This is a genomic window from Aurantibrevibacter litoralis (assembly GCF_034651555.1).
Lineage (GTDB): Bacteria > Bacteroidota > Bacteroidia > Flavobacteriales > Flavobacteriaceae > Aurantibrevibacter > Aurantibrevibacter litoralis.
Genome location: NZ_JAYEEQ010000007.1, coordinates 116,549 through 139,963, shown reverse-complemented (window position 1 = coordinate 139,963; position 23,415 = coordinate 116,549). Strand labels below are relative to the sequence as shown.

The following is a 23,415-nucleotide window of genomic DNA, read 5'->3' as shown; positions in this document are numbered from 1 at the left end:
ACATGAAGCATTTTATAGTTGTTATATTGCTAATGTGTTGTTTTTCCGCTTTTGGGCAGGAGACCGCACGCATCCGCAACATTCAAAACCAATTGGAACTCCTGGCCACGGACTATCCGGAGCTGAACGAGAACCTGAAACTGGAGATCAATGTGTCCAATGTTACACTGTCCAATTTTCTGATTGCCGTATCCAAAGTGCATCAATTGAATATGAGCATTGCCCCGGAAGTGGGGAATACCACCATTGTCAATAATTTTTCCAATGTAACCGTGGCCGACTTATTGGTTTTTTTGTGCAAACAATACGCTTTGGATATTGATTTTACCGGAAACATTCTGGCAATTAAAAAATACCAGGCCCCACCGGCCGAAGTGTTGGAGAAGGAAATACAGGTGGGGTACAATACCCTCAATGACCAATTGTCTTTGGATCTGAAAAATGACTCCCTAGAGGCGGCCTTTCGGAAAATCATGGAGGTGTCCGGAAAAAATCTGCTGTATGCCAATGGAATGGCGTCCATGCCCCTGACCCTATTTATTTCCGGAGTTCCTTTTGATGTGGCACTGGAAAAATTGGCTGCGGTAAACGGGATGACCTATACGAAATCCAGAGATGGCTTTTATCTGTTCAATTCGATCAATGATGCGGATCCGGCATCGGGTCAACTGCGGCGTAGTCTGGGCTCTCGGGGCTTGAATTATGAAGTCTTGGATACGGTTAACAAACTATTGCGGGTGGACTTTAAAAACACCCCGATAGTCTCCATCATAACCTCCATGGGTGAAGATCTCCATTTGGATGTATATACGGCCAGCCCTTTGGAACAAGCCGGTAATGTTACCTTTAATGCCAAGCACATTGTTTTTGACGACCTTTTGGAATTGATGTTTGAAAGCAGTGAAAAAGGAACAAAAGCAGGGGAACAACCGACTGCCGGAGGCCATAATCAGGCCTTCCGACAAAATGCGCAACAGCCGAATCAGGGGTTCTCTACCCACTATAGTTATAAACGGGAAAATAACATCTACTTTTTTGGAACGGCAGACCAATTGAGCGTCCGACATGTAGAGGTGATACAGATGATGCACCGCTCGGTAGAATTATTGGGTGATCCGTCACAACGCCCTTCCCAGGGTAGAACGGCAGGTCGTACCAATACCGGGGGCATCAACTACTTTGGCAACAACGGTACCAACGGCAATATTGCGGGGGGACAGGATAATTCTTCCGGTTTTGGGGGAGCACGAAATGTAAATACCCGGGGGAGTAATTTCGACAACTATGACATTGGAGCCGAAGCACTGGTCAACATTCTCCCGGATGAATTAAAAAATGAACTGGATATTAGGGTGGATTTTGAACTCAACAGTTTTTTGGTTAGTGGTCCATCTTCCAAAATAGCCCGCTTCCGAAAGTTTATAGAAGAGATTGACAAACCGGTGCCAGTAGTGCTTATTGAGGTGATGATTATTGAGGTCAAACGTTCTTCCACAGTAGAGACCGGGATCAGTTGGGGCATCGGGGAGGCTCCCGTAGAAACTAGGGGAAAGCTGTTCCCCTCGACGGATCTTACCCTGGGAGCCAAGACCGTGAACAAGATCATAGGCGGCTTTGACGGCTTCGGCTCGTACAACATAGGGCAGGTGGTCCCGGAATTTTTTGCCACGATCAAGGCCATGGAGGCCAATGGGAACCTGAAGATACGCTCCACACCGAAACTGTCCACTCTGAACGGGCACAGAGCCAGCCTTTCCATCGGGGAGACCACCTATTACGTCATCACCAACCAGAGCTTTTTCGGGTCGCAGATCCCCACCTCTTCGGAGATCAGGAACTTTGCCCCCATAGACGCCGAACTGGCCGTGAGCATAAAGCCGCTGGTATCTGGCAACGGGCAGGTCACCCTGGACATCAACGTGGTCCAGTCGGATTTCAGCGGGGAACGCATTGAAGAAGACGCGCCCCCCGGGCTCACCTCCCGGGAGTTCAGTTCCATAATACGGATGCAGGATCAGGATCTTGCCATCTTGGGGGGACTGGAGGAAAAGGTAAAGAACGACACCGGTACCGGCGTGCCGCTGCTGGCCCGCATCCCCGTCATAAAATGGCTGTTCAGCCAAAGGAAAAGGGAGGACTCCAAACAAAAGTTGACCATACTCATCAAACCGACTGTAATTTACTAATGGTAAGCCGCTGGCTCACATATTTTTTGGAAGGAAGGGTATATGCCGCTATTGAGATGTACGACCATCAAGGTATTACATATTATACTACACTGGTACTAAAAAAGGAAAAAGGGGAACTTACCATACTAAGGGCAACCGAAGTTACGAAACTGGAAGAATTGAAAGACTGGATAGGCACCAAGGCATCACTGTTCCTAACCATCAATACCCATAATGTCCTAACCAAGCCTATAGCCGATATGGAGTTAAACTCACATGAAGCTAAGGTAAATCATACCTTTCCCAATCTAAATCTTGAGGCGTTTTATTACGATATATTTTTAGATGAATCTTACCCTATGGTGTCCATTGCCCGGATGGATGTGGTGGAAGAAGTCATAAATGCCCTAGGGGAAATAGGGATGCAACCCAGCGCTGTTCAATTGGGTCTGGCCGGATTGGGTTCGGTATTACCCCATTTGGAATCAGGATCCGTACAGGGTTCCAATTTTGGATTGGACATTGAACTGAGCCGGATTCGAGAGGTATATCCGCAGTCGTCCGCCGAGGATACTTACAGACTGAACGGATTGGAATTGCAGGGCAGGCACCTTCTGGGATTTGCGCATATTCTTGGTCATCTGGAGGGACGGATTTCGGTTACCAATTTAACCGAAATCAATGATAGTCTGAGTTATACGTTTAAAAATAAGCGCATTTTTACTACGGTTGCCAAATCGGCACTCGTGTTCTTTTTGATCCTGTTATTGGTGAACTTTTTTGTATTTGATCATTATTATACCAAGGTACAGGAGACAAAGACTTCCTCAGAGCTACATAGTAGTCAGGTCAAACAGTTTAAGGCGCTCAGCACATTGGTAACGGAGAAACAGGAACGAGTGGATCTACTCAACCGGTCGGGGAACTCAAGGGCAACGCACTATTTAGATCAATTGGCCATCAACGTTCCGTCGACGGTATTTTTGGGAGAAATGCAATTCCAATCTTTAAAAAAACCTTTTAGGGAGGGAAAATCCCTTGATATAGAAGAAGGGGTCTTAAAGGTCTCCGGCATTTCTTCGGAAAGTGCTGCCTTTTCTATGTGGATTGCGTTATTGGAGGAACAAAAGTGGATTCAGAGTGTTGAAATCCTTGGTTATGATTTTGTGACGAAGGAAAATTCGGAATTCGCTATTAAAATAGTACTTGAGGAATAACGGTAACAGGAGTTGATTTTGTGAGTGGGTAGCGCAAAGCAGCTATTGCATGAATATACAGATACATATGATTACTAATTTTCTGAAATGAAACATCCATGGCCATAAACTTCGACCCAAATCGGAGCGACGATATGGATGTTATTTTTAAGCATTAAAAAATTATAAATACCTAAAACATGAAATTGGACCTTAAAAACAAATTGTTACTTGGAAGTATCCTATTGATGCTCTTTTGCAGTTATAAAATGGCATTGCAGAAGACCGTTACGGTTTGGCACGAGTATAAAGATTTGGAAATGCAGGTGGCTTCTGTACAACACATCCCTGAGCAAATGATCCGATTGACGCAAAAGGAGATCTACTATGATTCTTTATTAGCACGAAGGGAATTTGGGAGTCATTCGTTTCAGCACAATTTGCTGAAAACGCTTAACGAGGAGGTCCAAAGAAATGGAGTTCAGGTCTTGGATTTTAAACAACCTTTAATTGCAGAAAAGGACGCAACTTTTACAGAGACGTATCGATTTGGTTTACGAGGAGGATATACCGCTATCTTAAAAACCCTGTATCATCTGGAGCAAAAAGGCAGCTACGGTGCGATTGTGCATATCGGATTTAAAAAGGAGAAAAGCCTACAGCGGAGGCAGGAAAACCTAGAGGCTGTTGTTTTTTTGCAGCATCAGCAATAGGTAAAAATGCATAGGTACAACAATTTATAATTTTATTCTCATGTTCTATTTATGTAGAAAAGATTCCTCTTTAAACAAAAAGATAGTTTATATTTATACTGTCAGAAAGTAAAGCACTTCACTTTAAGTACATTTTTATTCTGTCAACAATTCGGCTAACAGGTGAGGTTTTGGATTCTTTAACTGATTGATATATAGGCTAATAATAGTATATGGTTGGCTTCCTGCCACCCCGACTTTTTAGGGTATCAATTAGAACCAAATCCCTGTTAATCGTATGATTTTCAGGGATTTTTGTTTTTTAGGATAGTAAACAAAACCAATTGATCCTAAATAAAACGTCAACAAATAGGATTACAAATTCATTTTAACAGTTGTGTTATCCTATAATACTTCTAATAATCTAAAATTGAGGTATAGCTTTTCTTTCCCAACTTGTTCACTTTTAAGGAAGCCATTACTTTCTAATTCTTTTAAATAATTACCAACTGTTTTTAAATTTCCCAAACCTGCTTTTTCTAACTGGTTTCGTTTGGTATAGGGTAATTTAAACAACACTTCCAATAAATCTTTTGTGTACATTCCCGGTAATTTTTCTTGAATTTCTGCCCCTATTTCATTCATTAATTTTTCTATTTCTGCTATTTGTTTCCTTCCTCTAGATGCTGTTTGCTCTACCATATCCAACATGTATAAAATCCAATCTTTCCAATTTCCATCCTCGGTTACTTTACGAAGGTTAGCATAGTATTGGTCTTTGTGTTCTATAATGTATATGCTTAAATAGAGTGCGGGTAAATCTAATAAATCGGTAAACTTCAGATATAGTAAAAGTATGATTCTACCTGTACGGCCATTACCATCAAAAAATGGGTGTATTGCTTCAAATTGATAATGAATAATTGCCATTTTTACCAAAGGGTCTATATCATCTTCAGCGTGAATAAAATCTTCTAGGTTTTTTAATTTTTCTCTAATTACATTTTCTCCTTCTGGTGGGGTATATACCACTTTATTTGTTGCTGGATTTTTTAACTGGGTACCAGGAGCATTTCTAATACCAGACCCATTCTCTTTGAGTATACGCATTATTTCTATAAAGAGATTTGTAGTAAGTAGTGGTCTTTTCTTTATTTGCTCTAGTCCATACCATAATGCATCCTTGTAATGAATCACTTCCTTTGTGGCAGGGTTATGATTTTTTTTATCAGCAATAGAGGCTTTAAAAAGCTCATCTTGTGTTGTAATAATATTTTCTATTGCAGAACTTGCCCGTGCTTCTTGTAAGTTGATCGTATCAATAAAGAGTCTTGGGTTTGGTAGATTGGTTATCGCTCCTTTTAACTCTGATAAAGCCCTACTTGCCGTAATTGTTTTTTTAAGTATTGCCGTGCTCTCTACTTCCTTGGGTGGAGGCAATAGGGGTAAATCATTGTACGGTATCTCTGGGTTGTACATTATTTCACTATTTAATTTATTATAGAGGGCACAAAACGCCTTCGATATTAATACGAGTGTAAATATATCAAAAAATTACTCTCGTATTAAATACGAGAGTAAAAATTGCCCTTGTATATGATTTTAATGATACTTCCTTCCGTGCTATCGAAAGACTTTAACTTAAAATATTGATGAATGATATCAATTAGTATCAAATCCCTGTTAATCGTATGATTTTCAGGGATTTTTGTTTTTACACATTAGTTACACCCTACTACCCTAACCAACCTTCTCTATCCAAACTGCGATACTGTATGGCTTCTGCGATATGAGTGCCACTAATTTCTGAGGATTGTTCTAAGTCGGCTATGGTACGGGCTACCTTTAAAATACGGTCGTAGGCTCGGGCAGAAAGGTTTAAGCGCTCCATAGCATTTTTGAGCAACTGAAGGGAAGCCTCGTCCAGTTTACAATATTGTCTAATTTGTTTGGTACTCATTTGGGCATTATAGTGTACATTTTCTAATGCCGCAAAACGATGCGTTTGCAATTCTCTGGCAGCGGTTACCCGCCTACGAATTTCAAGACTGCCCTCCCCTTTTCGTTCTTCGGATAGTTTTTCGAAAGGCACCGGAGTCACTTCGATATGTATATCGATACGATCTAACAAGGGACCCGAAATTTTCCCCAAATAGCGTTGCATTTCGGCCGGAGAGGATGTTACAGGTGCATCAGGATCATTAAAATAGCCTCCCGGACTGGGATTCATACTTGCTACTAACATAAAACTACTCGGGTAGGTTACGGTAAACTTAGCCCGCGAAATGGTCACTTCTCTGTCTTCCAAAGGTTGCCGCATTACTTCCAAAACCCCACGCTTAAATTCCGGTAATTCGTCTAAAAATAACACGCCGTTATGGGAAAGCGAAATCTCTCCCGGCTGGGGGTACGCTCCCCCACCGACCAAGGCTACATCGGATATGGTATGGTGTGGACTCCGAAACGGGCGCTGACTCATGATTCCCATATTTTTTATCTTACCCACCACACTGTGAATTTTAGTGGTTTCCAAGGCTTCTTGTAAGGTCATTGGAGGTAAAATGGAGGGTAATCTTTTGGCTAACATGGTTTTACCCGAACCAGGAGGCCCAATTAATATAATATTATGTCCGCCGGCAGCGGCAATTTCCATGCAACGTTTGATGCTTTCCTGACCTTTAACATCGGAAAAATCGAACTCAGGGAAATCCAGACTTTTGTAGAACTCTGTTTTAATGTCTACAACGGTTCGTTCTAATGGTGTTCCCCTATCAAAAAAATGGATGACTTCTGTAATATTCTCAATACCATAGACTTCAAAATCTTCCACGATAGCGGCTTCCTTGGCATTCTCTTTGGGTAAAATAAAACCCTTAAACCCCTCTTGCTGTGCTTTTATTGCAATGGGCAATGCTCCTTTTATGGGCTGTAGACTGCCATCCAAAGACAACTCACCCATTATAATGTATTGCGCTATGTTTTCTGACTTTATTTGCTCTGAAGCCATCAAAATCCCCAATGCCAGCGTAAGATCGTAAGCAGATCCTTCCTTTCGCATATCTGCAGGCGCCATGTTTATAGTTATTTTTTTACCGGGAATTTTATAGCCGTTGTTTTGCAAAGCGGCCGCAATACGGAAATTACTTTCTTTTATGGCGTTGTCAGGAAGTCCTACTAAATGATACCCTATCCCTTTATCTACATTTACCTCAACGGTAATAGTGGCTGCCTCCACTCCAAAAACAGCACTTCCGAAAACTTTTGTAAGCATAACCTTATGAATTGCGTTAAATTTAAAGTTTTTTTCTAAACTTTAATCCTAACAACAAAATGAATTTACCCCATGCACTTCATTACTCTTTAGAGCACTTGTGCAGTAACATAGCTGCTACACCTGCATGACATTAAAAAGTATCAACAAAAACTAGCAGTAATAACGTCTTTACTATATTTAAAAATATAAATTATTTTTTAGATTGAAAGCGCAGAAGGTTGGGCGAAGTGCGTTTAATTTCTTCCTTGTTGAGCATCATTTTACGAAATTCACCATTGATGTACATCGTTGCCTGATCCTTGTAGTGGGGACTAAAAGGATTCCCCGACTGCCCGGTAGGTAAGATGCTAATACTATTTTCGATATCGGAAAAATCAACAATTCTTCGCGTAGATGGCCCAGAATTTACCCTATACCTGCCAGTGGCATCATACGGAAAACCTAAATTATTGATAACTTCTCTTGCCCCATTTATAGGAAACGGACCTACATTAAAAAAGGAACGTAAGGCGTCTATTTGACCAATGGGATGTGCATGCTCTAGCGTATGCACCTTTCCCCAATTCCAATTGGACATTTGACCTCCAAAATCCTTTTCTAACGAGGCAATAGCCTCCCCGAAAGACCTGTTTACAATATCTTTTTTAGTTTCTATCACGTTTTCCGTAGTTACATCATCCCACCAAATAGAATACTCTTTATCAGCCATAGGAGCAATCAATCGCTTTAAGAAATGCGTATTTAACATTTGTTGAAATCGATCTTCTCCTAATTCGTCTTCAAAGGTGTATTTCAGATAAAAATAAATCCATCGATTATAAATCGTTGCTTCCGAACTTTCTAAATTGTATTCACCGCCCCATTGGTTCAATTTATCCAACTCCTCAATTTGCATGGGCGATAGGCGTTTTACGTCTATGGAGCGCGCTAAATCATCTACAACCATAGGATCTACCGTTGAAACCACATCGGTGATCATAATACGACTTGCCTCCATATCCCAACTGCAATTTGATTCGATGAGTTCTACAGTGCGTTTTGCCCTATTCTCCGGAAGATAATACCCCGGATAGAGACGACCCGCAATAGTATCGGGCTGATTATTGGCTGAGTACACATAATGCCAAGGAGGATTAACAGCTTTTGGATTATAAGAAAAATCTAAAAATTCTAAGGCTTCCTGTGTGCCACTGCTACCGTCCAAAATAAATTTCGTATGCACGCTATCGGGCATCCGGTATAATTGTGCTGCTGCATACCAAGCTACATTACCTTCTGCATCACCATACATAATATTTAGCCCTGGCGCATGAATCTGTGGCATGGCATTTTGAAATTCGTGTAAGGTATTGGCATGACTCATACCATACATCGCCTCCATAACCTTATTGTCCAACTTCGTATACATCCAAGACATGGTGATGGGTCGCTCTCCTTCAATCTGATTTGCAATGCCATTAAGTACCGCCCCGCGCTCTGTTTTTTTAAATGTGAACACCACGTCGGCTGCGTCCTTCACTTTTATGGTTTTAGAAATTACTTCAAACGAAGCCCATCCGTTGGGCGTGGCATACTGGGTGCTGTCTTTGGGATTTATAGTCTCATAGTAGAAATCGACATCGTCATTTTCAAACATCGTAAGACCATAGGCCAATTTGCGATCATGTGCTAATAAAGGGAATGGAATTCCTGCCAAATGGTATCCGTATTTCTCATACGTTGGGGTGCTTAAATGAGCCTCATACCATACCGATGGCTGTGCAAAACCAATATGGGGATCGTTGGCAAAAATAACCTTCCCGTTTTTGGTTTTTTCAGGGCCAATTACCCAACCGTTACTTCCTTCTAACAGAGGTACAGGAAGCGGTGCCAATACCTCGGTTATTAATTTTTCTATGGCGGTATTAGACAAACTATCGTTTTGTTTATCAAAACTTTGGATATAGGTGGTATTGGGATCTGAATCTACTTCCAAATCTTTAAGATAGTCCGGTCCTAATATATCCTTTATGGATGTCAATAAAGGATCGGTCTTATGAGCCATCGCAAAGCTGAAGGCCATATAGCCCACCGCATTATAGATATCGGTAAGGACAAAGGGCTTCTTTTTAAGCCCCGTTAGGTAGAACTCAATGGGCGTTGGTCCTGTGGCAATAAATTCATTAACACCACTGAGATAGCTTTCCGCCATGATCGCGGTTGGACTACTTGGATCTAAAGCCGCTACTGCTTTTTGAGACGCATCATCAATGCCCAAGGTTAATAAAAATTGATCTGTCTGTACTAAATCTGCCCCAAACACTTCAGAAAGTCCGCCACTTCCCACCCTCCGTAATAATTCCATTTGCCATAAGCGATCTTGGGCATGTACATAACCCAACGCTTTAAACGCATCCACTTCTGTTGAAGCGTAAATATGAGGAATTCCGTAGGTATCAAAATATACCTCCACCTCATCAGAGAGGTTTTGTAGTTGTTTTTTGCCGTTATACGAGGGTTTCAGTGAGTTTATAAAAATAAACAAACCCCCAACAACCAAGATTATTAGGGCTAGAAGTAGCCATCCTATTTTCTTTATTCGTTTCACAAGATCACTTTTAAAGCTAAAGGTAATGGAAATTTAGGGTATAAAAAACAAGCTGAAAAGGATGTTTTGATACAGATAAAACAAAAAAGCTCTTTTGGAATTTTAAGAAGCGCTAAAAACGAGTACGCCGAGGGATCTTGCTATTTAAAATTAGACAAACCTACCTCCAGCCATTCTTTGTAGGTATCCCGATCTACATATTGTATGGCTGTGTTAAGGATTTCCAAATCTGGGGAAAGCAATACATAATACGGTTGTGAGGCCGCATTGAAGTTCAACGTTTGAAAAGTACCCCATTTTTCCCCAACTGTTTTTATTTTTTTGATGCGCCCCGAATCATATTTAAAGTTGAACTGAGCCTCTACCGGTAACGCCTTTCGATCATCAATATACAATGAAATAAGTACATAATTATCTTTAATTATAGGGTAAATATCGGGTTCACTCCAGACGGTCTCCTCCATTTTTCTACAGTTGACGCAAGCCCATCCTGTAAAATCGAGTAATATTGGTTTCTGTTGTTCCTTGGCGTAGGCCAAGCCCATTTCAAAGTCTTTAAAACATTGAATCCCTAAAGGGCAGTCATTTTCCTGTGCTGTTATACTGTAAAAATCGGGCGGCGGAAAACCACTCAACAATTTTAAATCGGAAAATTTAAACAAGCCCGAGAGCATATATATGGCAAACAACGCCGATAAAACACCTAAACCTTTTCGAGGCCACGATAGTTTTTGTTGCGGATTATCGTGCGGAAATCGGATCATACCAAAAAGGTACAAGGCCATAAGAAGAAAAAGGAGAATCCATATACCTAAAAATAACTCTCTTTTTAAGAAGCCCCAATTCCCTACTAAGTCGGCATTTGAAAGGAACTTTAGGGCAAGTGCCAATTCCAGAAAACCGAGTACCACTTTTACGGTGGTCATCCAACCGCCCGACTTGGGAAGCGAATTTAGCCATGCCGGAAATAAGGCAAAAAGTGCGAATGGCAGTGCCAATGCCAAACCAAAACCGAGCATTCCGGCCGATAAATTATTTGCTACATCGCCATCAGATAAGGTGGTACTGCCCAGAAGACCGCCCAAAATAGGTCCCGTACAGGAAAAGGATACGATGGCCAAGGTAACCGCCATAAAAAAGATGCCCAAGGCTCCTCCTATTTTACCGGAGGCAGCATCCATTTTATTGGCCCATGAACTAGGCAATGTTAACTCATAATACCCAAAAAAGGAAAATGCAAAAAACACAAAAATGAGAAAGAAGAATACATTGAGCCAGACATTGGTTGCTATGGTATTTAAAATCTGAGAATCTATAGAATCGAACAAATGAAAGGGAAGGCTCAATAAAAAATATATGAGTACTATAAAAAACCCATATAACAATGCATTCGAAATCCCTTTGGCTCTAGTCCCCGATTGTTTTGTAAAAAAAGAAACAGTAAGCGGAATCATGGGGAACACGCAAGGCGTTAAAAGCGCAATAAGGCCACCCAAAAATCCCAATCCAAAAATTACCCAAAGGCCTGATTTGCCTTTGTTATCAGTTCCTGAACCAGCGGCATTAAGATCTTGTTTATTCTTTAAATCCAGAACAAGAGCTTTGCTTAGGGCGGCACTTCGGGCATCGACTTGTTTGTCTTCAACGACTACTGTCTCGCCCTTCAACGAAATCGTAAAAACCTCGTCTTTTGGAATACAGACCTCTTTACAGACTTGATAAAAAAGTTCTACAGTAACGATGTCTACTTCAGGGTTTAGTACTTTTATGCGTTGCCGGAATTCGGCAAGGTCTTTAAAAAAAGTTTCTTCAACTTCAAAAATATCGCTGTACTCGGTTATGGTTTCGCTCTCTAGTGTTTCTCCGATCAACTCATAATCCTCTCCAGCTTTTTCAAAAGTGAACTCACTTGGGAGTGATCCTCCTTCTGCGGTATGTAAAGAATACACATGCCAATCTTTAAGAATATCGCCCTTAAAAATTAACTCGTATTCGTTCTCAGATATCTGTTGCACCTCATGCGACCAGGCGACCGGATTTTCTTCCGATTGGGCATATCCAACTAAACTATACGCAAGAAGCAGGGAAAAACAAATAAGTTTTTTCATTCTATACAGGTAATTTTCATAATTTTTAACGTGTCTTTTGTAACCTTAAAACGATCATCACTACGGCGTCCTATAATCCAAACAATTTTGTTTTCTGAGCACAAAAGCCACTGCCGTTCTTTATCAAAAACACTAAATTTTTCATCCTTAAAAAATTTGGAAAGCTTCTTTTTATGACGCATTCCATGAGGATAAAAATAGTCGCCTCTTTGCCATTTTCTTACAGACAGGGGATACTTTAACGCTTTTTGATCTACATAAAGTGTATCATCGGAAAAATTATGTAAAGACGCTACTTCAGAAATTTGAAGTTTTACAGGGAATTCTACATGAGATTGTCCTTCTTCTACATAATAGATTTGATTTTGTACAGGCTTAATTTCTGCTAAGAGTAGCACATGCCGGTCTCTAATTAAACGATGGGTTTTGGAATGTACTTCTTTACCACTACTGCTACTTAGAAGACCAATAACATCCTTCCATGCCGTGAACCCGTACGGTTTAAAAAGTTGGTAAATATACGCATCCAAAGGTTCTAATTTTTCTAAGGACGCAATGGAAATTTTAACACAGTGAGCCTCAATTTGCCAAAGCGCATTTCGAAGATCTTGTATATGTTTTTCTACAATGATGTGCGTCTGAACTAAATAATGCCGGGTTTTGTCCACATTCTCCAAAAAGCTCGGATGTAGTTCTTTAAGGTTTGGAATAATTTCGTGCCTTATTTTGTTTCTTACATAGACCGTTTTGTCATTACTGCTATCTTCCCGCCAAGAAATATGATGCGCCTTGGCATAGGCTGCAATTGCTGCTCTTGAAAATTTTAGCAGCGGGCGACTAATACGTGCCGTGCGCTGCGGTATTCCTATTAGTCCCTGAATTCCCGTGCCTCGCGACAAATTAATGAGAAAGGTCTCCAGATCATCATCGGCTTGATGAGCCGTAACCAATGTTTTAAATCCATGTTCTTCCATGATTTTGTAGAACCAGGCGTAGCGCAATTCGCGGGCAGCCACCATCACAGAGACCTTGTTTTGTTGCATATACTCAACTGTATTGCAATGTGTTACATAAATTGGCGTAGTTAGATTCTTTGCTAAAGTTTTTACAAATGCCTCATCGGCATTGCTTTCGGAGTCTCTTAATCCAAAATTGCAATGTGCAATCGCAAATTTTAAGTGCATTTTAGCGCACAAATGAGCCAACACCACACTATCTATACCCCCGCTACAGGCTAACAGAAAGGTGTTTTCTTGCAATTCCGGAAATTGCGATTGTATATGGTTTTCAAATTCTTCCGTCACGCTACAAAAGTACGTAAAGTTGGTTGTAATTTATCGGGGTAAAGACAGCGCTATTCATTCTCGAGCACTTCGCGCATGGCCTTGGCTTTTAGCAAGCATTCTTCGTATTCTTTTTCCGGCGAAGCCATGGCTGTTATGGCACTTCCTACCGAAAAGGATACATATTTTGTAGCGGCATTATACAATATACTTCGGATAACTACATTAAAATCAAAATCGCCTTCCGGGCTAAAATAGCCGATTGCCCCACTGTATAATCCCCTTTTAAAAGATTCCTGAGCTTCAATAATTTGCATTGCCGAAATTTTTGGCGCTCCGGTCATGCTTCCCATGGGAAATGTGTGTTTTAGTATGTCTATTGGATTTATTTGAGGTGATACTATAGCGGAAACAGTAGAAACCATTTGGTGCACTTGTTTATAGGTACGTACGGTGCAGAGCTCATCTACTTTTACGCTTCCCTTTAAGGCACTTTTAGAAAAATCGTGACGCACCAAATCTACAATCATGATATTTTCTGTACGCTCTTTAAGATCGGACTCTAAGGTGCGCTTCATTATGCGATCTTGCATGAGGTTATCACTCCTCCTAGCAGTTCCTTTTATAGGTTGAGATAGCACTAAGTCGTGCTTTTTTTTTAAATACCGCTCCGGTGAAGCACAAAGCACAAAATGCTGATTTATTTTTACATAACTCGCCATAGGTGTCTGGGAAATGGCGTTTAATTTTTTAAATGTTTTCAAAGGATCTATTGCCGTATTCTCGGCATAAAATTCTTGGCAAAAGGTAAGCTCATAAATATCGCCTCTATGAATATGAGCAAGAATTTTTTCTACTCTTTTAAAGTACTCCTCTTTAAAAATTCTCAGCTTAATTTTAATGGCCTTCGCAGGTTGTTTTTTCTTGTTTGGTTGGGTATCCATAACCTCGATACCACAAATAGCTTTAAAATCCCGTACTATCTCTATTGTATCGTCTTTCAAATACTGAAAAATAACCGTATTCCCTTTTAGAAGTATAAGTCGTTTGGGCTGAAAAAAGCAGAGGCTCGGAAATTGAAGACCGTCGAAATTTTTTGAAGTAAGTGCTTCCAAATCATTTTTAAGATCATAGGTGAGATAGCCAAAAATCCAATCGTTGACCCTATTTTTGTAGGCCTCTAGCTGGGTAAATCCACCTTGCGCTTCTGCCAAACTATAGCTCTCGGCATCGGCAGCTAAAAGGGCATCAAACGAACTATAGTTGTCTTTATGGCTGTTACTATCTAACCAAACTACATGGGTAAATTGCGTACTCCAGCGTAGCAATTGCTGTTTAAACTTATCAATATCATCTACCGCAAAGGAACCAATAACCCGCAAACCACTATGTTATATTTGTAAGAAATAGGGCTACCCCTCTTTTGTGCTCATGTGCTAATGTACGATCTATAATGCCTTTATCGGGGTCAAAATTGGTGTTAAAGGAAGGTAATGAAAAAGTGGTAACAATTCGTGCGCCAAAATGGGTTAACATCTTTTTTGCGACTTCCAAAGCATTGGACCCTCCTTGTTTTCCGGGAGAAGTGGCCATTAAAAAAATCGGTTTTCCCTCCAAGAAATTTTTATCTAATCTCGAAAGCCAATCCACTACATTTTTAAAATAGGCCGACGGATTTCCATTGTGCTCATTTACAGAAAGTACCAAAGCACTAGCGGCTGTAATATCCTCTTTAAGAGCAACAATAACCTCAGGAAAACCCTCATTTTTTTCGACATCTGCACTGTACATAGGCACCGAAAATTGAGCCATATCTTTACGTTTTACCTGATGTGGCTGAAGTAACGTTGTAGTGAATTTTAACAGTTTATAGTTTATGGAAGTTAAAGAATTACTTCCGGCAAAAGCAAGAATGTGTGCCATGGACTGAGGTATCATAATATTTAACGAAAATAACCCAAAAAAGATTGATTTCCAGCGATTTTGATTAATTTTGCGGCTTCAAACATCCAAAAAGACTGTTAAACAAGTATATAGGGTAGTTTATTTTCACTATGGAGCGAACCAATTACCGATTATATTTTATCGATGCCATGAGAGCTTGGGCCATCCTAATGATGCTTCAAGGGCATTTTGTAGATGGTCTTTTAGATAATGCCTTTAGGGATAATACCAATCTTACCTTTGCCATTTGGAAATACTTTAGAGGTATTACGGCTCCTGTTTTCTTTACGGTTTCGGGTTTTATTTTTACTTATTTGTTGGTAAAAGGCGATAAAATAGGAATGGATAACCCAAGAGTAGAAAAGGGTATTAAAAGAGGACTTCAGTTGCTTTTTATTGGGTACTTACTCCGTTTAAACTTTACCGGACTGCTGCAAGGGCAGCTTTATAATGCCTTTTATTTAGTTGATGTCTTGCATTGTATTGGTCTCTCAATTTTAGGAATAGTAGCGCTATATGTCTTAACTATTACTAGGAAGAATAAATCCCTTTTTCCGATTGTGTTAGTTGGTATCACTATAGTGTTATTTGTTTTAGAACCTTTTTACAAGACTTTTTCTCATTCGTATTTGCCTCAGTTAATTGCCAATTATTTTACAAAGGCCAATGGCTCTGTATTTACCATAATTCCTTGGTTTGGTTACGCCAGTTTTGGCGCCTTCTTATCCTTAGGTTTTACAAAATATAAAGAGTATCGTTATCTGTATCCAGCTGCTATTGCCGGCTTTAGTGCACTTGGTGGTCTTCTTATCTATTATTCTTCGGGATTCTTTTTGGGACTGTCCCAAATTACAGGACTAAGCCTATTTTCTGAGGTGTATTACAACAACTACCTCTTTATTCGCTTAGGCAACGTGCTGATCGTCTTTGCAGTATTTATGCTACTTAACCGCTTGTTAATGAACCGTACTTTGCTAAAAATAGGGCAAAGCACGCTTTCTATCTACGTGATCCATTTTATGTTGCTGTATGGTAGTTTCACCGGATTAGGGTTATATCGATTCTTTAACCACTCCTTATCCCCTTCCTTCGTAATTCCGGGTGCCTTCGTTTTTATTGTACTTAGCACCTATAGCGCATTGCAATTTGAAAAAAACAAAGACACCCTGAAAGGGCATATCTCCTTGGCGCTAAAACAAAGTTGGATTTTAGTCGAGCCTTGGTATCACTTCACTTTGGTACTATGTAAAGAACAGTTACTTAAATTGAGGCTAACCTTGATGCGATTATTTGGTATTGCAGAAAACTAAACCTTTCAATTTTAGGTACCCGGTAATTTTTAAATCCACTTAGAAGTTAATCAACTGTTTTCGTGGTCTTTTTTCGTGTTGCTTTAACAAGTCAGGAAAATATTCAACCCTATCATTTAGTTGCTTCTAGGCTTACTACATCTAAAATTTGCGATGTCTATAGTAGAACCACTAAGAGATATTGTACGTATATAAAATTTTAGTCTTCACATAAGGAACCAACGAAATGTAAGGTTTTTTAAACTAGTCTTTATAAATGGTTAAATCCATTAAAAATAGTTGCGTTTATATTCCATAGCCCACGGTTTAAACCGTGGGCTATGAGGCAAATTGCCAAAAACCAAAATCAGGTTCCGTTGTGCTCTAAATAAGAAATGTTAATTTCTTGCATTTATCAAAGCGAATGCTTAGATTTGATCATGCCGCGAAAAAAACAATTTGAAGAACACGAGGTGATCCAAAAGGCCATGCATACTTTTTGGTTGCACGGGTATGAAGGCACTTCGGTGCGTCAATTGGAAACGGACATGGGTATTAATCAGTTCTCTATTTACGCTACTTTTGGAAGTAAAAAAGGCCTTTTTTTAAAAGTCTTAGACCACTATAAATTTCAAATTAAATCCATTTTTCTATCTCATTTAGTGCAGTCGGAAGGTGCTTTAGAAGATATACGTCATTTTTTCAATGCCTTTATACAGTCCGTAAAGACGGGTAAAACACCCAATGGATGTTTGATGGCTAATACGGCGATGGACATGGGGACAACGGACAAAGAGGTGCGCCGGGCCCTGCAATTATTTTTTACAATGTTAAAGGATGCCTTTCTGCAACTACTCCATAAAAGTAAGGAACGTGGCGAACTCAGCCAAAACGCCGATGTTGTTCGCTATGCCAATTATCTTGTAGGTTGTACCGAAGGATTGGCCGTTACCACCAAAATTTTGGACGAATCCCAATTGCAAGATTTTGTAGATGTTGCCATGAAATCGATTCAATGACCATTCCACGTCAACCACATTAAATAGTAACTTTTAAAAACAATTATATGGCACGCGTAAAATTAGTAGAATTTGAAGAAGCCTCACCCGAATTGCAGGCAAGCTACACCAAATCAACCGAACGTTTTGAAATGTTATTGAACATTTTCAAAGCTTGGGGTGTAGTGCCCAATCTGTGTATTCCTATGACCGATTTTATTATGGAAATCCTTCAGGATGGGTATGTAGATTGGAAAACTAAGGAGTTGGTCATCCTAAAATCGACTCTCGAAAATGAGTGCGAGTACTGTGTTACGCAACACGAAGTAGTATCCAGACGATTGGGTATTCCCGATGAAAAAGTAGCCGATTTAAAAGGACTTACGTACCAAACCAGTCCGCATTTTAATGAGGGGGAAAGGGCAATCTTAGATCTAACACTACAAATTCGCGACGATGCCAACAGAGTAAGCGAAGATTTATGGAAAAGATTAAAAGCACACTGGACCGAGCAACAAATTGTAGAAATTGTCTACACCATTACAGCCTACATTATGGTGAGCAAATTTGGTGATGCACTGCATGTGGAACTGGAACCGGTATTTGCCGATTTAAAAACACAACTGATTTAGAACTTTAGCAACCTTCCTTAAAAAAGCATGTCTAAGGTTACACTTGGAGATGCTTTTTTTGTTGTAGCTCTTGCCAGATGTGTAGCAATTGTGTATCGTACCGGGTTTTGTTGAAAGCCCATTTCTGTAATTAATTCAAATTCCGTACTTTTAAAACTAAACACATAAAATTCGGATTCATGCGCAAAACTTGCTTTCAGTCTTTACGTTTTTCAATAGGTGCATTCTTTTTCGGTGCGCTCCTCATGGCGCAAGGGTATCGCCCCCTAAACACTCCTGTTTGGCCAGAATCTGACAAAGACAGTCTTTGGTATACTGTAAAAGGCGAGCGGCATGGGGTCAGCTTTTTTAAGCAACACAAGCACCCGGAAGTCACCTATTTACCCAGTGAAAAGCTTACATTTGACACCTACCATACCGTAGATGTGATGTACTATTGGTATCGGCATTGGGCAGAAAAATACCCAGAGATTGTAGATCTTTATCAAGTTGCCGAAAGTTTTGAAGGCAGACCCATATTACAAATGACCATCACCAACAAAAAAACAGGGAAAGATACTGATAAACCGGCTGCTTTTTTTGAAGGAGGACGACACAGTGGGGAAATAACCGGAAGCGAGTCCGTGTTATGGCTCACGCAGCATCTGCTGGAAAACTACGGAAAAGATAAAAAAATTACCGAGCTTATAGATACTAAAACCATTTATCTACGTCCGCAAAACAATCCCGACGGATCTAATTTATACTTGCACACTGCACAGATGAATCGTAGCACCGTAAGGCCTCACGACAATGATAATGATAGCTTATTCGACGAAGATGAGGCTGAAGATTTAGATGGTGATGGTATTATTTATCAGATTCGCAGAAAACCAAATGAAAGTGAAGAGGCAACTCATATTTTAGACCCAAGAGACCCTTCGGGTCGGTTAATGAAACGAGTGCCTGAAGGCGGAGACTGGATCGTTCATACTGAAGGTATTGACAATGACGGCGATGGAAAGTACAACGAAGATGGTATTGGCGGACTGGATTTACATCGGAATTATCTTGAAAATTGGCGACCAGATAAGGGTGGCGATCTTACCGGCAGAGGCTACACTCAAAATGGTGCCGGAGCGTATCCTCTAAGCGAACCCGAATCCAAATCGGTGGTCATGTGGATGTTAACACATCCCAATATCTCCGTAGCCAATTCTATGGATACACGGATCCCTATGCATCTGCGACCACCATCCACATCCAAAAGCACCGATAGAATGTATCCGGAAGATTTGGAACTCTATAAAAAATACGACAAAATTGGATTGAGTTTTACCGGATATCCCTGGGCCGGCGATGTGTATGAAACCTATAACACCCGTTTTAAAATTAATCGATACACCGGTGATCCTTCCAAACCAAGTCCATTATTTGGCCATGGGCCTGATTTTGGGTATTTCTATCTTGGAGCAATTTGGTATGGCGACGAACTATGGAATAATGGTGCCATGAAAGATTATAACAACGATGGGGAATATGACGATTATGACGCCCTGCAATGGGACGATGCCGAAAATGACGGTAAAGGCTTCAGGGAATGGGAAGCCTTTGATCATCCCACCTTAGGTAACGTTGAACTGGGAGGATTTCATCCTAAATTCTTTGGTCAAAACGGACCTCCTTGGCAACTGGAAAATTGGGCAAAAAAACAGGCTCTATTCAATTTAGCCATGGCGTTCGATTTACCCCAAATTACTCTGGACAACCTAGCTATCAAAAAGAAAGATAAAAACACCTATACCATTCAGGTAAAAATAACCAACACCGGAAAACTTCCTGTAGCACTGAAACAGGCACAACTTGTAAAAATAGTACAAGAAGACCGCTTACAATTAGAATTTGACAAAGACCTCGCAAAAGGTGGTTCCACAGCTAAAATAAAAATCACCTCCCCTGCCCTATTCGACAAAACACTTTATTTAGGCTACACCAATCCCGGGGAGTCGAAAGAAGCGAGCTTCGAGGTGCAATTAAATGGTATTTCGGGTGCTAAAGGAAAATTAAAAGTGCTATCTACCCGTGGTGGTTATATTGAAAAAGAAGTTATTTTGGGCGATGTTAGTTCCGATTAAAAGCACTGATTGGTAGTTGGGAATTTTGTGTATCCGTCTGGTATTGAATTTATTATTTTAAAAACGGTCTAAAAAACAGTATATTTATCTAAGCCTTTGGCCTATAGATCCTAAAAACGCATTAAATGAAACGCCTTGCTCCTGTTGTACTCTGCATAGTAATATGCCTTTCCTGTAAAGAAAACAAACCGCATAAGGCCTATTTGGGCGTTGTAGCTATTGAAATTAGCGGTAAAGCCTCAGCGCTACCTCTTTTTGAAAAAGGGCTGTTGCTCCTACATTCGTTTGAATATCAGGATGCCCGAGAAGCCTTTAAAGCTGCCCAAGAAGAAGATCCCCAAATGGCTATGGCGTATTGGGGCGAAGCCATGACCCATAACCATCCGTTATGGTCCGAACAAGATTATGAAGAAGGCGTAGCGGCTTTAATGCCACTAGAGGCCATAGATCTTAACACCCAAACCACGGAATTAGAAAGGGATTTAATACGAGCCGTGCACTTTCTATACCAGCCCAACACCCCCAAAACCGATAGGGATGTTGCCTATGCCAATTTTATGGAAGAACTATCCCTAAAATATCCTTCTAACCATGAAGTTACGGCCTTTTATGCCCTTTCCCTGTTGGGTTCAGTGCCAGAGGGTAGAGACGATGAGCGCTACGGAAAAGGTGCTTTAATCGCCCAAAGTATCATTAAAGAAAATCCCAATCACCCCGGGGCATTACACTATCTTATTCATTCCTATGACGACCCGGAGCATGCCACGCTGGCTTTAGATGCAGCAGATGCCTATGCCAAAGTAGCACCGGATGCCAGTCATGCACTACACATGCCCTCTCATATTTACGTAGCTATGGGTATGTGGGACGAGGTGGTATCTTCAAATATCAATTCGTACCAAGCGAGTTTAAACCGTATGGAACGAAAAAAATTAGACAACGATGCCCGTGGTTACCATGCTTTTCATTGGTTAGAATACGGGTACTTGCAAAAAGGAAATGCCCAAGAAGCACAACAAATGGTGAGAGAAATGACCCAATACGCTTCAGAAAAACCTTCAAAAAGAGGCCGATCTCATTTGGTGTTTCTAAAAGGTACCTATTTGGTAGAAACCAATGAATGGCAGAGCGAGATAGCCGATATCCCAGTAGATATTATGGATCTAAATGTATCCATCCGTTCACAATATCTTTTTTTAGAGGGATTTAAAGCCTACGCTAAAGGAAATGCCACTCAGTTAGATAGTATTATAACCACCATGGAACAAGATTACAAAAGGGAATCCTACATCGTTTCTAATACCGGAGTAAAACTCTGTTCGGCCTTAAGTCGCGATGAAGCTACACAAACAGATCTAATAGAATCCCAAATTCGCCAACACCAACTACAAGCGTTACAGGCTTCACTGCAAAAAAATTCAGAATTGGCGGAAACACATTTCCTAGAATCCATTGCGCTGGAAGAAAGCATCAGTTATAGTTATGGGCCTCCGCACATTCAAAAACCACCACGCGAACTATATGCCGAATGGTTACTACAAAATAATAGAAAAACGGAAGCCATGACGCAATACAAGTTCACCTTGGCAAAAAATCCGAAAAGAGCACTTACGCTACAAGGTTTGGCCAATGCTGAGCGGTTGTAAAGAAATACGGAACCTAAATTCTTTTGTACAGTATTATTTTAGGAAAAACGACCTCGGTATAAGCCACCTAGGTACTAAAAAGAACTTAACATTAAGTTTCGAAAACTGCTTAGCCATTCCTGCCGGTACATTCGGGAAGAGCAATGACAAGCAAGTATGGGCGTTTTTATATCTCGATTATTGAGTAAAAATTTCGTCTTTTGCAAAAAGTATTCCGTTACCGTTTTTATAGAATCACCAAAACCAACCAACCATGTTAAAACGCTTCCCCAACCTGCCTCTCCGGCCGGAAATCATCCTTAAAAAATTCCTTGAACAAGGCAAGACCGTTGTATGTCCCATTAGGGACAAAACATGGGTAGCAACAAACAATGAGGCATTACACCCTCGTGCATTTAGGTACGAGATATATAATGTACCTAAAGGCACAATCAAACAACACCAAACATATCTGCTACCAAGATAAAGTCCCTAACGGGACAATTAAAATAGAATTACAATGCTAAAAATCTTCCGTAATATCCGCAAAAAACTCCTTTCTCAAAATCGGTTCACTCAATATCTGGCGTATGCCATAGGTGAAATCCTGTTGGTTGTCATTGGGATTTTGATTGCATTGCAGATCAATACTTGGAATCAAAATAGGGCAAACACTACTAAAGAACATGAATATCTTGTTGGTATTAAAAATGATTTAGAGACACAGATAGAACAATTCAAAAACAGTAGTAGAATTTATGAAATGATAATTGACAAAGGCGAAGCCATTTTGGTAGACTTCGGTAAAAAGGGCAATTTACTGGATATAGATAGTATTAATACAAAATTGAGTTTTATGATGTATTCGATACCTTTCCCAAGTGTTACTACTACTTTCAACGAATTAAACTCAACTGGGCAATTCAATTTGATTAAAGAAAAATCGCTTAGATCAGACATTATTAAATACTATCAAAACGCTGAAGCCAGTAAGGAAGCGGTAAAAAGTAATAATCATGAAGTTTTTTACAGGCATATTTTTCCATTTATTAAGTCTTCATTAATCATCCAACAAGAAAACTTTTTTATGAAATCAGAAAAAGTAAACTACGAACTTATTGAAGCCCAATTAAGCTCAACCTTCAAAAATAATTTAGCTATTCCTTCAAAAGAATATGAAATAGTCAATGCAGTTACTTTAAGAATTATTGAGGCAAAAACAAACAAATTTACTATTCAAACAGATACTAATAGCGCAGAATTGCTATTGCATGAAATTAACTTGCAATTAAATACGAATTGACATGTTAAAACGCTTCCCCAACCTGCCTCTCCGGCCGGAAATCATCCTCAAAAAATTCCTTGAACAAGGCAAGACCGTTGTATGTCCCATTAGGGACAAAACATGGGTAGCAACAAACAATGAGGCATTACACCCTCGTGCATTTAGGTACGAGATATATAATGTACCTAAAGGCACAATCAAACAACACCAAACATATCTG

The 23,415-nt window shown here is 40.1% G+C and carries 16 protein-coding genes; 9 read left to right on the top strand and 7 right to left on the bottom strand.

The genetic code is table 11. The annotated features are described in order from the left end of the window. Nucleotides 1-2: 2 nt before the first annotated feature. The 3 genes from U1E44_RS08235 to U1E44_RS08225 all read left to right on the top strand — a co-directional run bounded on the left by U1E44_RS08235 (nucleotide 3) and on the right by U1E44_RS08225 (nucleotide 4,077). Entirely contained in the window at nucleotides 3-2,186 is a 2,184-nt protein-coding gene (locus U1E44_RS08235) for a type II secretion system protein GspD (protein WP_322930591.1), read from the top strand. Beyond that, nucleotides 2,186-3,385: a hypothetical protein gene (locus U1E44_RS08230; RefSeq protein WP_322930590.1), complete on the top strand. Its 1,200-nt coding sequence runs from the start codon at nucleotides 2,186-2,188 to the stop codon at nucleotides 3,383-3,385. The genes U1E44_RS08235 and U1E44_RS08230 overlap by 1 nt, the downstream gene beginning before the upstream one ends. Before the next feature lie 179 nt (nucleotides 3,386-3,564). Continuing rightward, on the top strand, nucleotides 3,565-4,077 hold the full coding sequence (locus U1E44_RS08225; protein WP_322930589.1) for a hypothetical protein: 513 nt from the start codon (nucleotides 3,565-3,567) through the stop codon (nucleotides 4,075-4,077). A 384-nt stretch (nucleotides 4,078-4,461) separates the two neighbouring features. Here the strand turns inward: U1E44_RS08225 and U1E44_RS08220 are convergent, their stop codons facing one another. From U1E44_RS08220 to U1E44_RS08190, 7 genes are all read right to left on the bottom strand, one after another. After that, nucleotides 4,462-5,535 (bottom strand): Fic family protein, encoded by a 1,074-nt coding sequence (locus tag U1E44_RS08220; protein WP_322930588.1) that lies wholly within the window; start codon nucleotides 5,533-5,535, stop codon nucleotides 4,462-4,464. Nucleotides 5,536-5,791: 256 nt separating this feature from the next. After that, nucleotides 5,792-7,327 (bottom strand): YifB family Mg chelatase-like AAA ATPase, encoded by a 1,536-nt coding sequence (locus U1E44_RS08215; protein WP_322930587.1) that lies wholly within the window; start codon nucleotides 7,325-7,327, stop codon nucleotides 5,792-5,794. 193 nt (nucleotides 7,328-7,520) lie between these two features. Beyond that, on the bottom strand, nucleotides 7,521-9,917 hold the full coding sequence (locus U1E44_RS08210) for a penicillin acylase family protein (protein WP_322930586.1): 2,397 nt from the start codon (nucleotides 9,915-9,917) through the stop codon (nucleotides 7,521-7,523). Nucleotides 9,918-10,057: 140 nt separating this feature from the next. Then, the gene (locus U1E44_RS08205) at nucleotides 10,058-12,025 is read right to left on the bottom strand and encodes a protein-disulfide reductase DsbD family protein (RefSeq protein ID WP_322930585.1); all 1,968 of its coding nucleotides are present in this window, start codon (nucleotides 12,023-12,025) and stop codon (nucleotides 10,058-10,060) included. Further along, nucleotides 12,022-13,329: a tRNA lysidine(34) synthetase TilS gene (gene tilS, locus U1E44_RS08200; protein WP_322930584.1), complete on the bottom strand. Its 1,308-nt coding sequence runs from the start codon at nucleotides 13,327-13,329 to the stop codon at nucleotides 12,022-12,024. Before tilS ends, U1E44_RS08205 begins: the two co-directional genes overlap by 4 nt. A 50-nt stretch (nucleotides 13,330-13,379) precedes the next feature. After that, nucleotides 13,380-14,690 carry an anthranilate synthase component I family protein gene (locus U1E44_RS08195; RefSeq protein ID WP_322930583.1) on the bottom strand — a complete coding sequence of 437 codons (1,311 nt, stop codon included), beginning with the start codon at nucleotides 14,688-14,690 and terminating at the stop codon, nucleotides 13,380-13,382. A gap of 4 nt (nucleotides 14,691-14,694) precedes the next feature. Next, nucleotides 14,695-15,246: an NADPH-dependent FMN reductase gene (locus tag U1E44_RS08190; protein ID WP_322930582.1), complete on the bottom strand. Its 552-nt coding sequence runs from the start codon at nucleotides 15,244-15,246 to the stop codon at nucleotides 14,695-14,697. Between the two features lie 116 nt (nucleotides 15,247-15,362). On the opposite strand from U1E44_RS08190, the gene U1E44_RS08185 reads away from it, so the two are divergent. The 6 genes from U1E44_RS08185 (at nucleotide 15,363) to U1E44_RS08160 (ending at nucleotide 23,213) form a co-directional block, all read left to right on the top strand. Further along, the gene (locus U1E44_RS08185; protein ID WP_322930581.1) at nucleotides 15,363-16,562 is read left to right on the top strand and encodes a heparan-alpha-glucosaminide N-acetyltransferase domain-containing protein; all 1,200 of its coding nucleotides are present in this window, start codon (nucleotides 15,363-15,365) and stop codon (nucleotides 16,560-16,562) included. A 419-nt stretch (nucleotides 16,563-16,981) separates the two neighbouring features. Continuing rightward, nucleotides 16,982-17,560 carry a TetR/AcrR family transcriptional regulator gene (locus U1E44_RS08180; protein WP_322930580.1) on the top strand — a complete coding sequence of 193 codons (579 nt, stop codon included), beginning with the start codon at nucleotides 16,982-16,984 and terminating at the stop codon, nucleotides 17,558-17,560. Between the two features lie 47 nt (nucleotides 17,561-17,607). After that, entirely contained in the window at nucleotides 17,608-18,171 is a 564-nt protein-coding gene (locus U1E44_RS08175) for a carboxymuconolactone decarboxylase family protein (protein ID WP_322930579.1), read from the top strand. Nucleotides 18,172-18,350: 179 nt separating this feature from the next. Then, nucleotides 18,351-20,285, top strand: coding sequence for a M14 family metallopeptidase (locus U1E44_RS08170; RefSeq protein WP_322930578.1), 1,935 nt, complete (start codon nucleotides 18,351-18,353; stop codon nucleotides 20,283-20,285). A 125-nt stretch (nucleotides 20,286-20,410) separates the two neighbouring features. Then, on the top strand, nucleotides 20,411-21,931 hold the full coding sequence (locus tag U1E44_RS08165; RefSeq protein ID WP_322930577.1) for a hypothetical protein: 1,521 nt from the start codon (nucleotides 20,411-20,413) through the stop codon (nucleotides 21,929-21,931). A 499-nt stretch (nucleotides 21,932-22,430) separates the two neighbouring features. Continuing rightward, the gene (locus U1E44_RS08160; protein WP_322930576.1) at nucleotides 22,431-23,213 is read left to right on the top strand and encodes a DUF6090 family protein; all 783 of its coding nucleotides are present in this window, start codon (nucleotides 22,431-22,433) and stop codon (nucleotides 23,211-23,213) included. The last annotated feature ends 202 nt before the right edge of the window (nucleotides 23,214-23,415 follow it).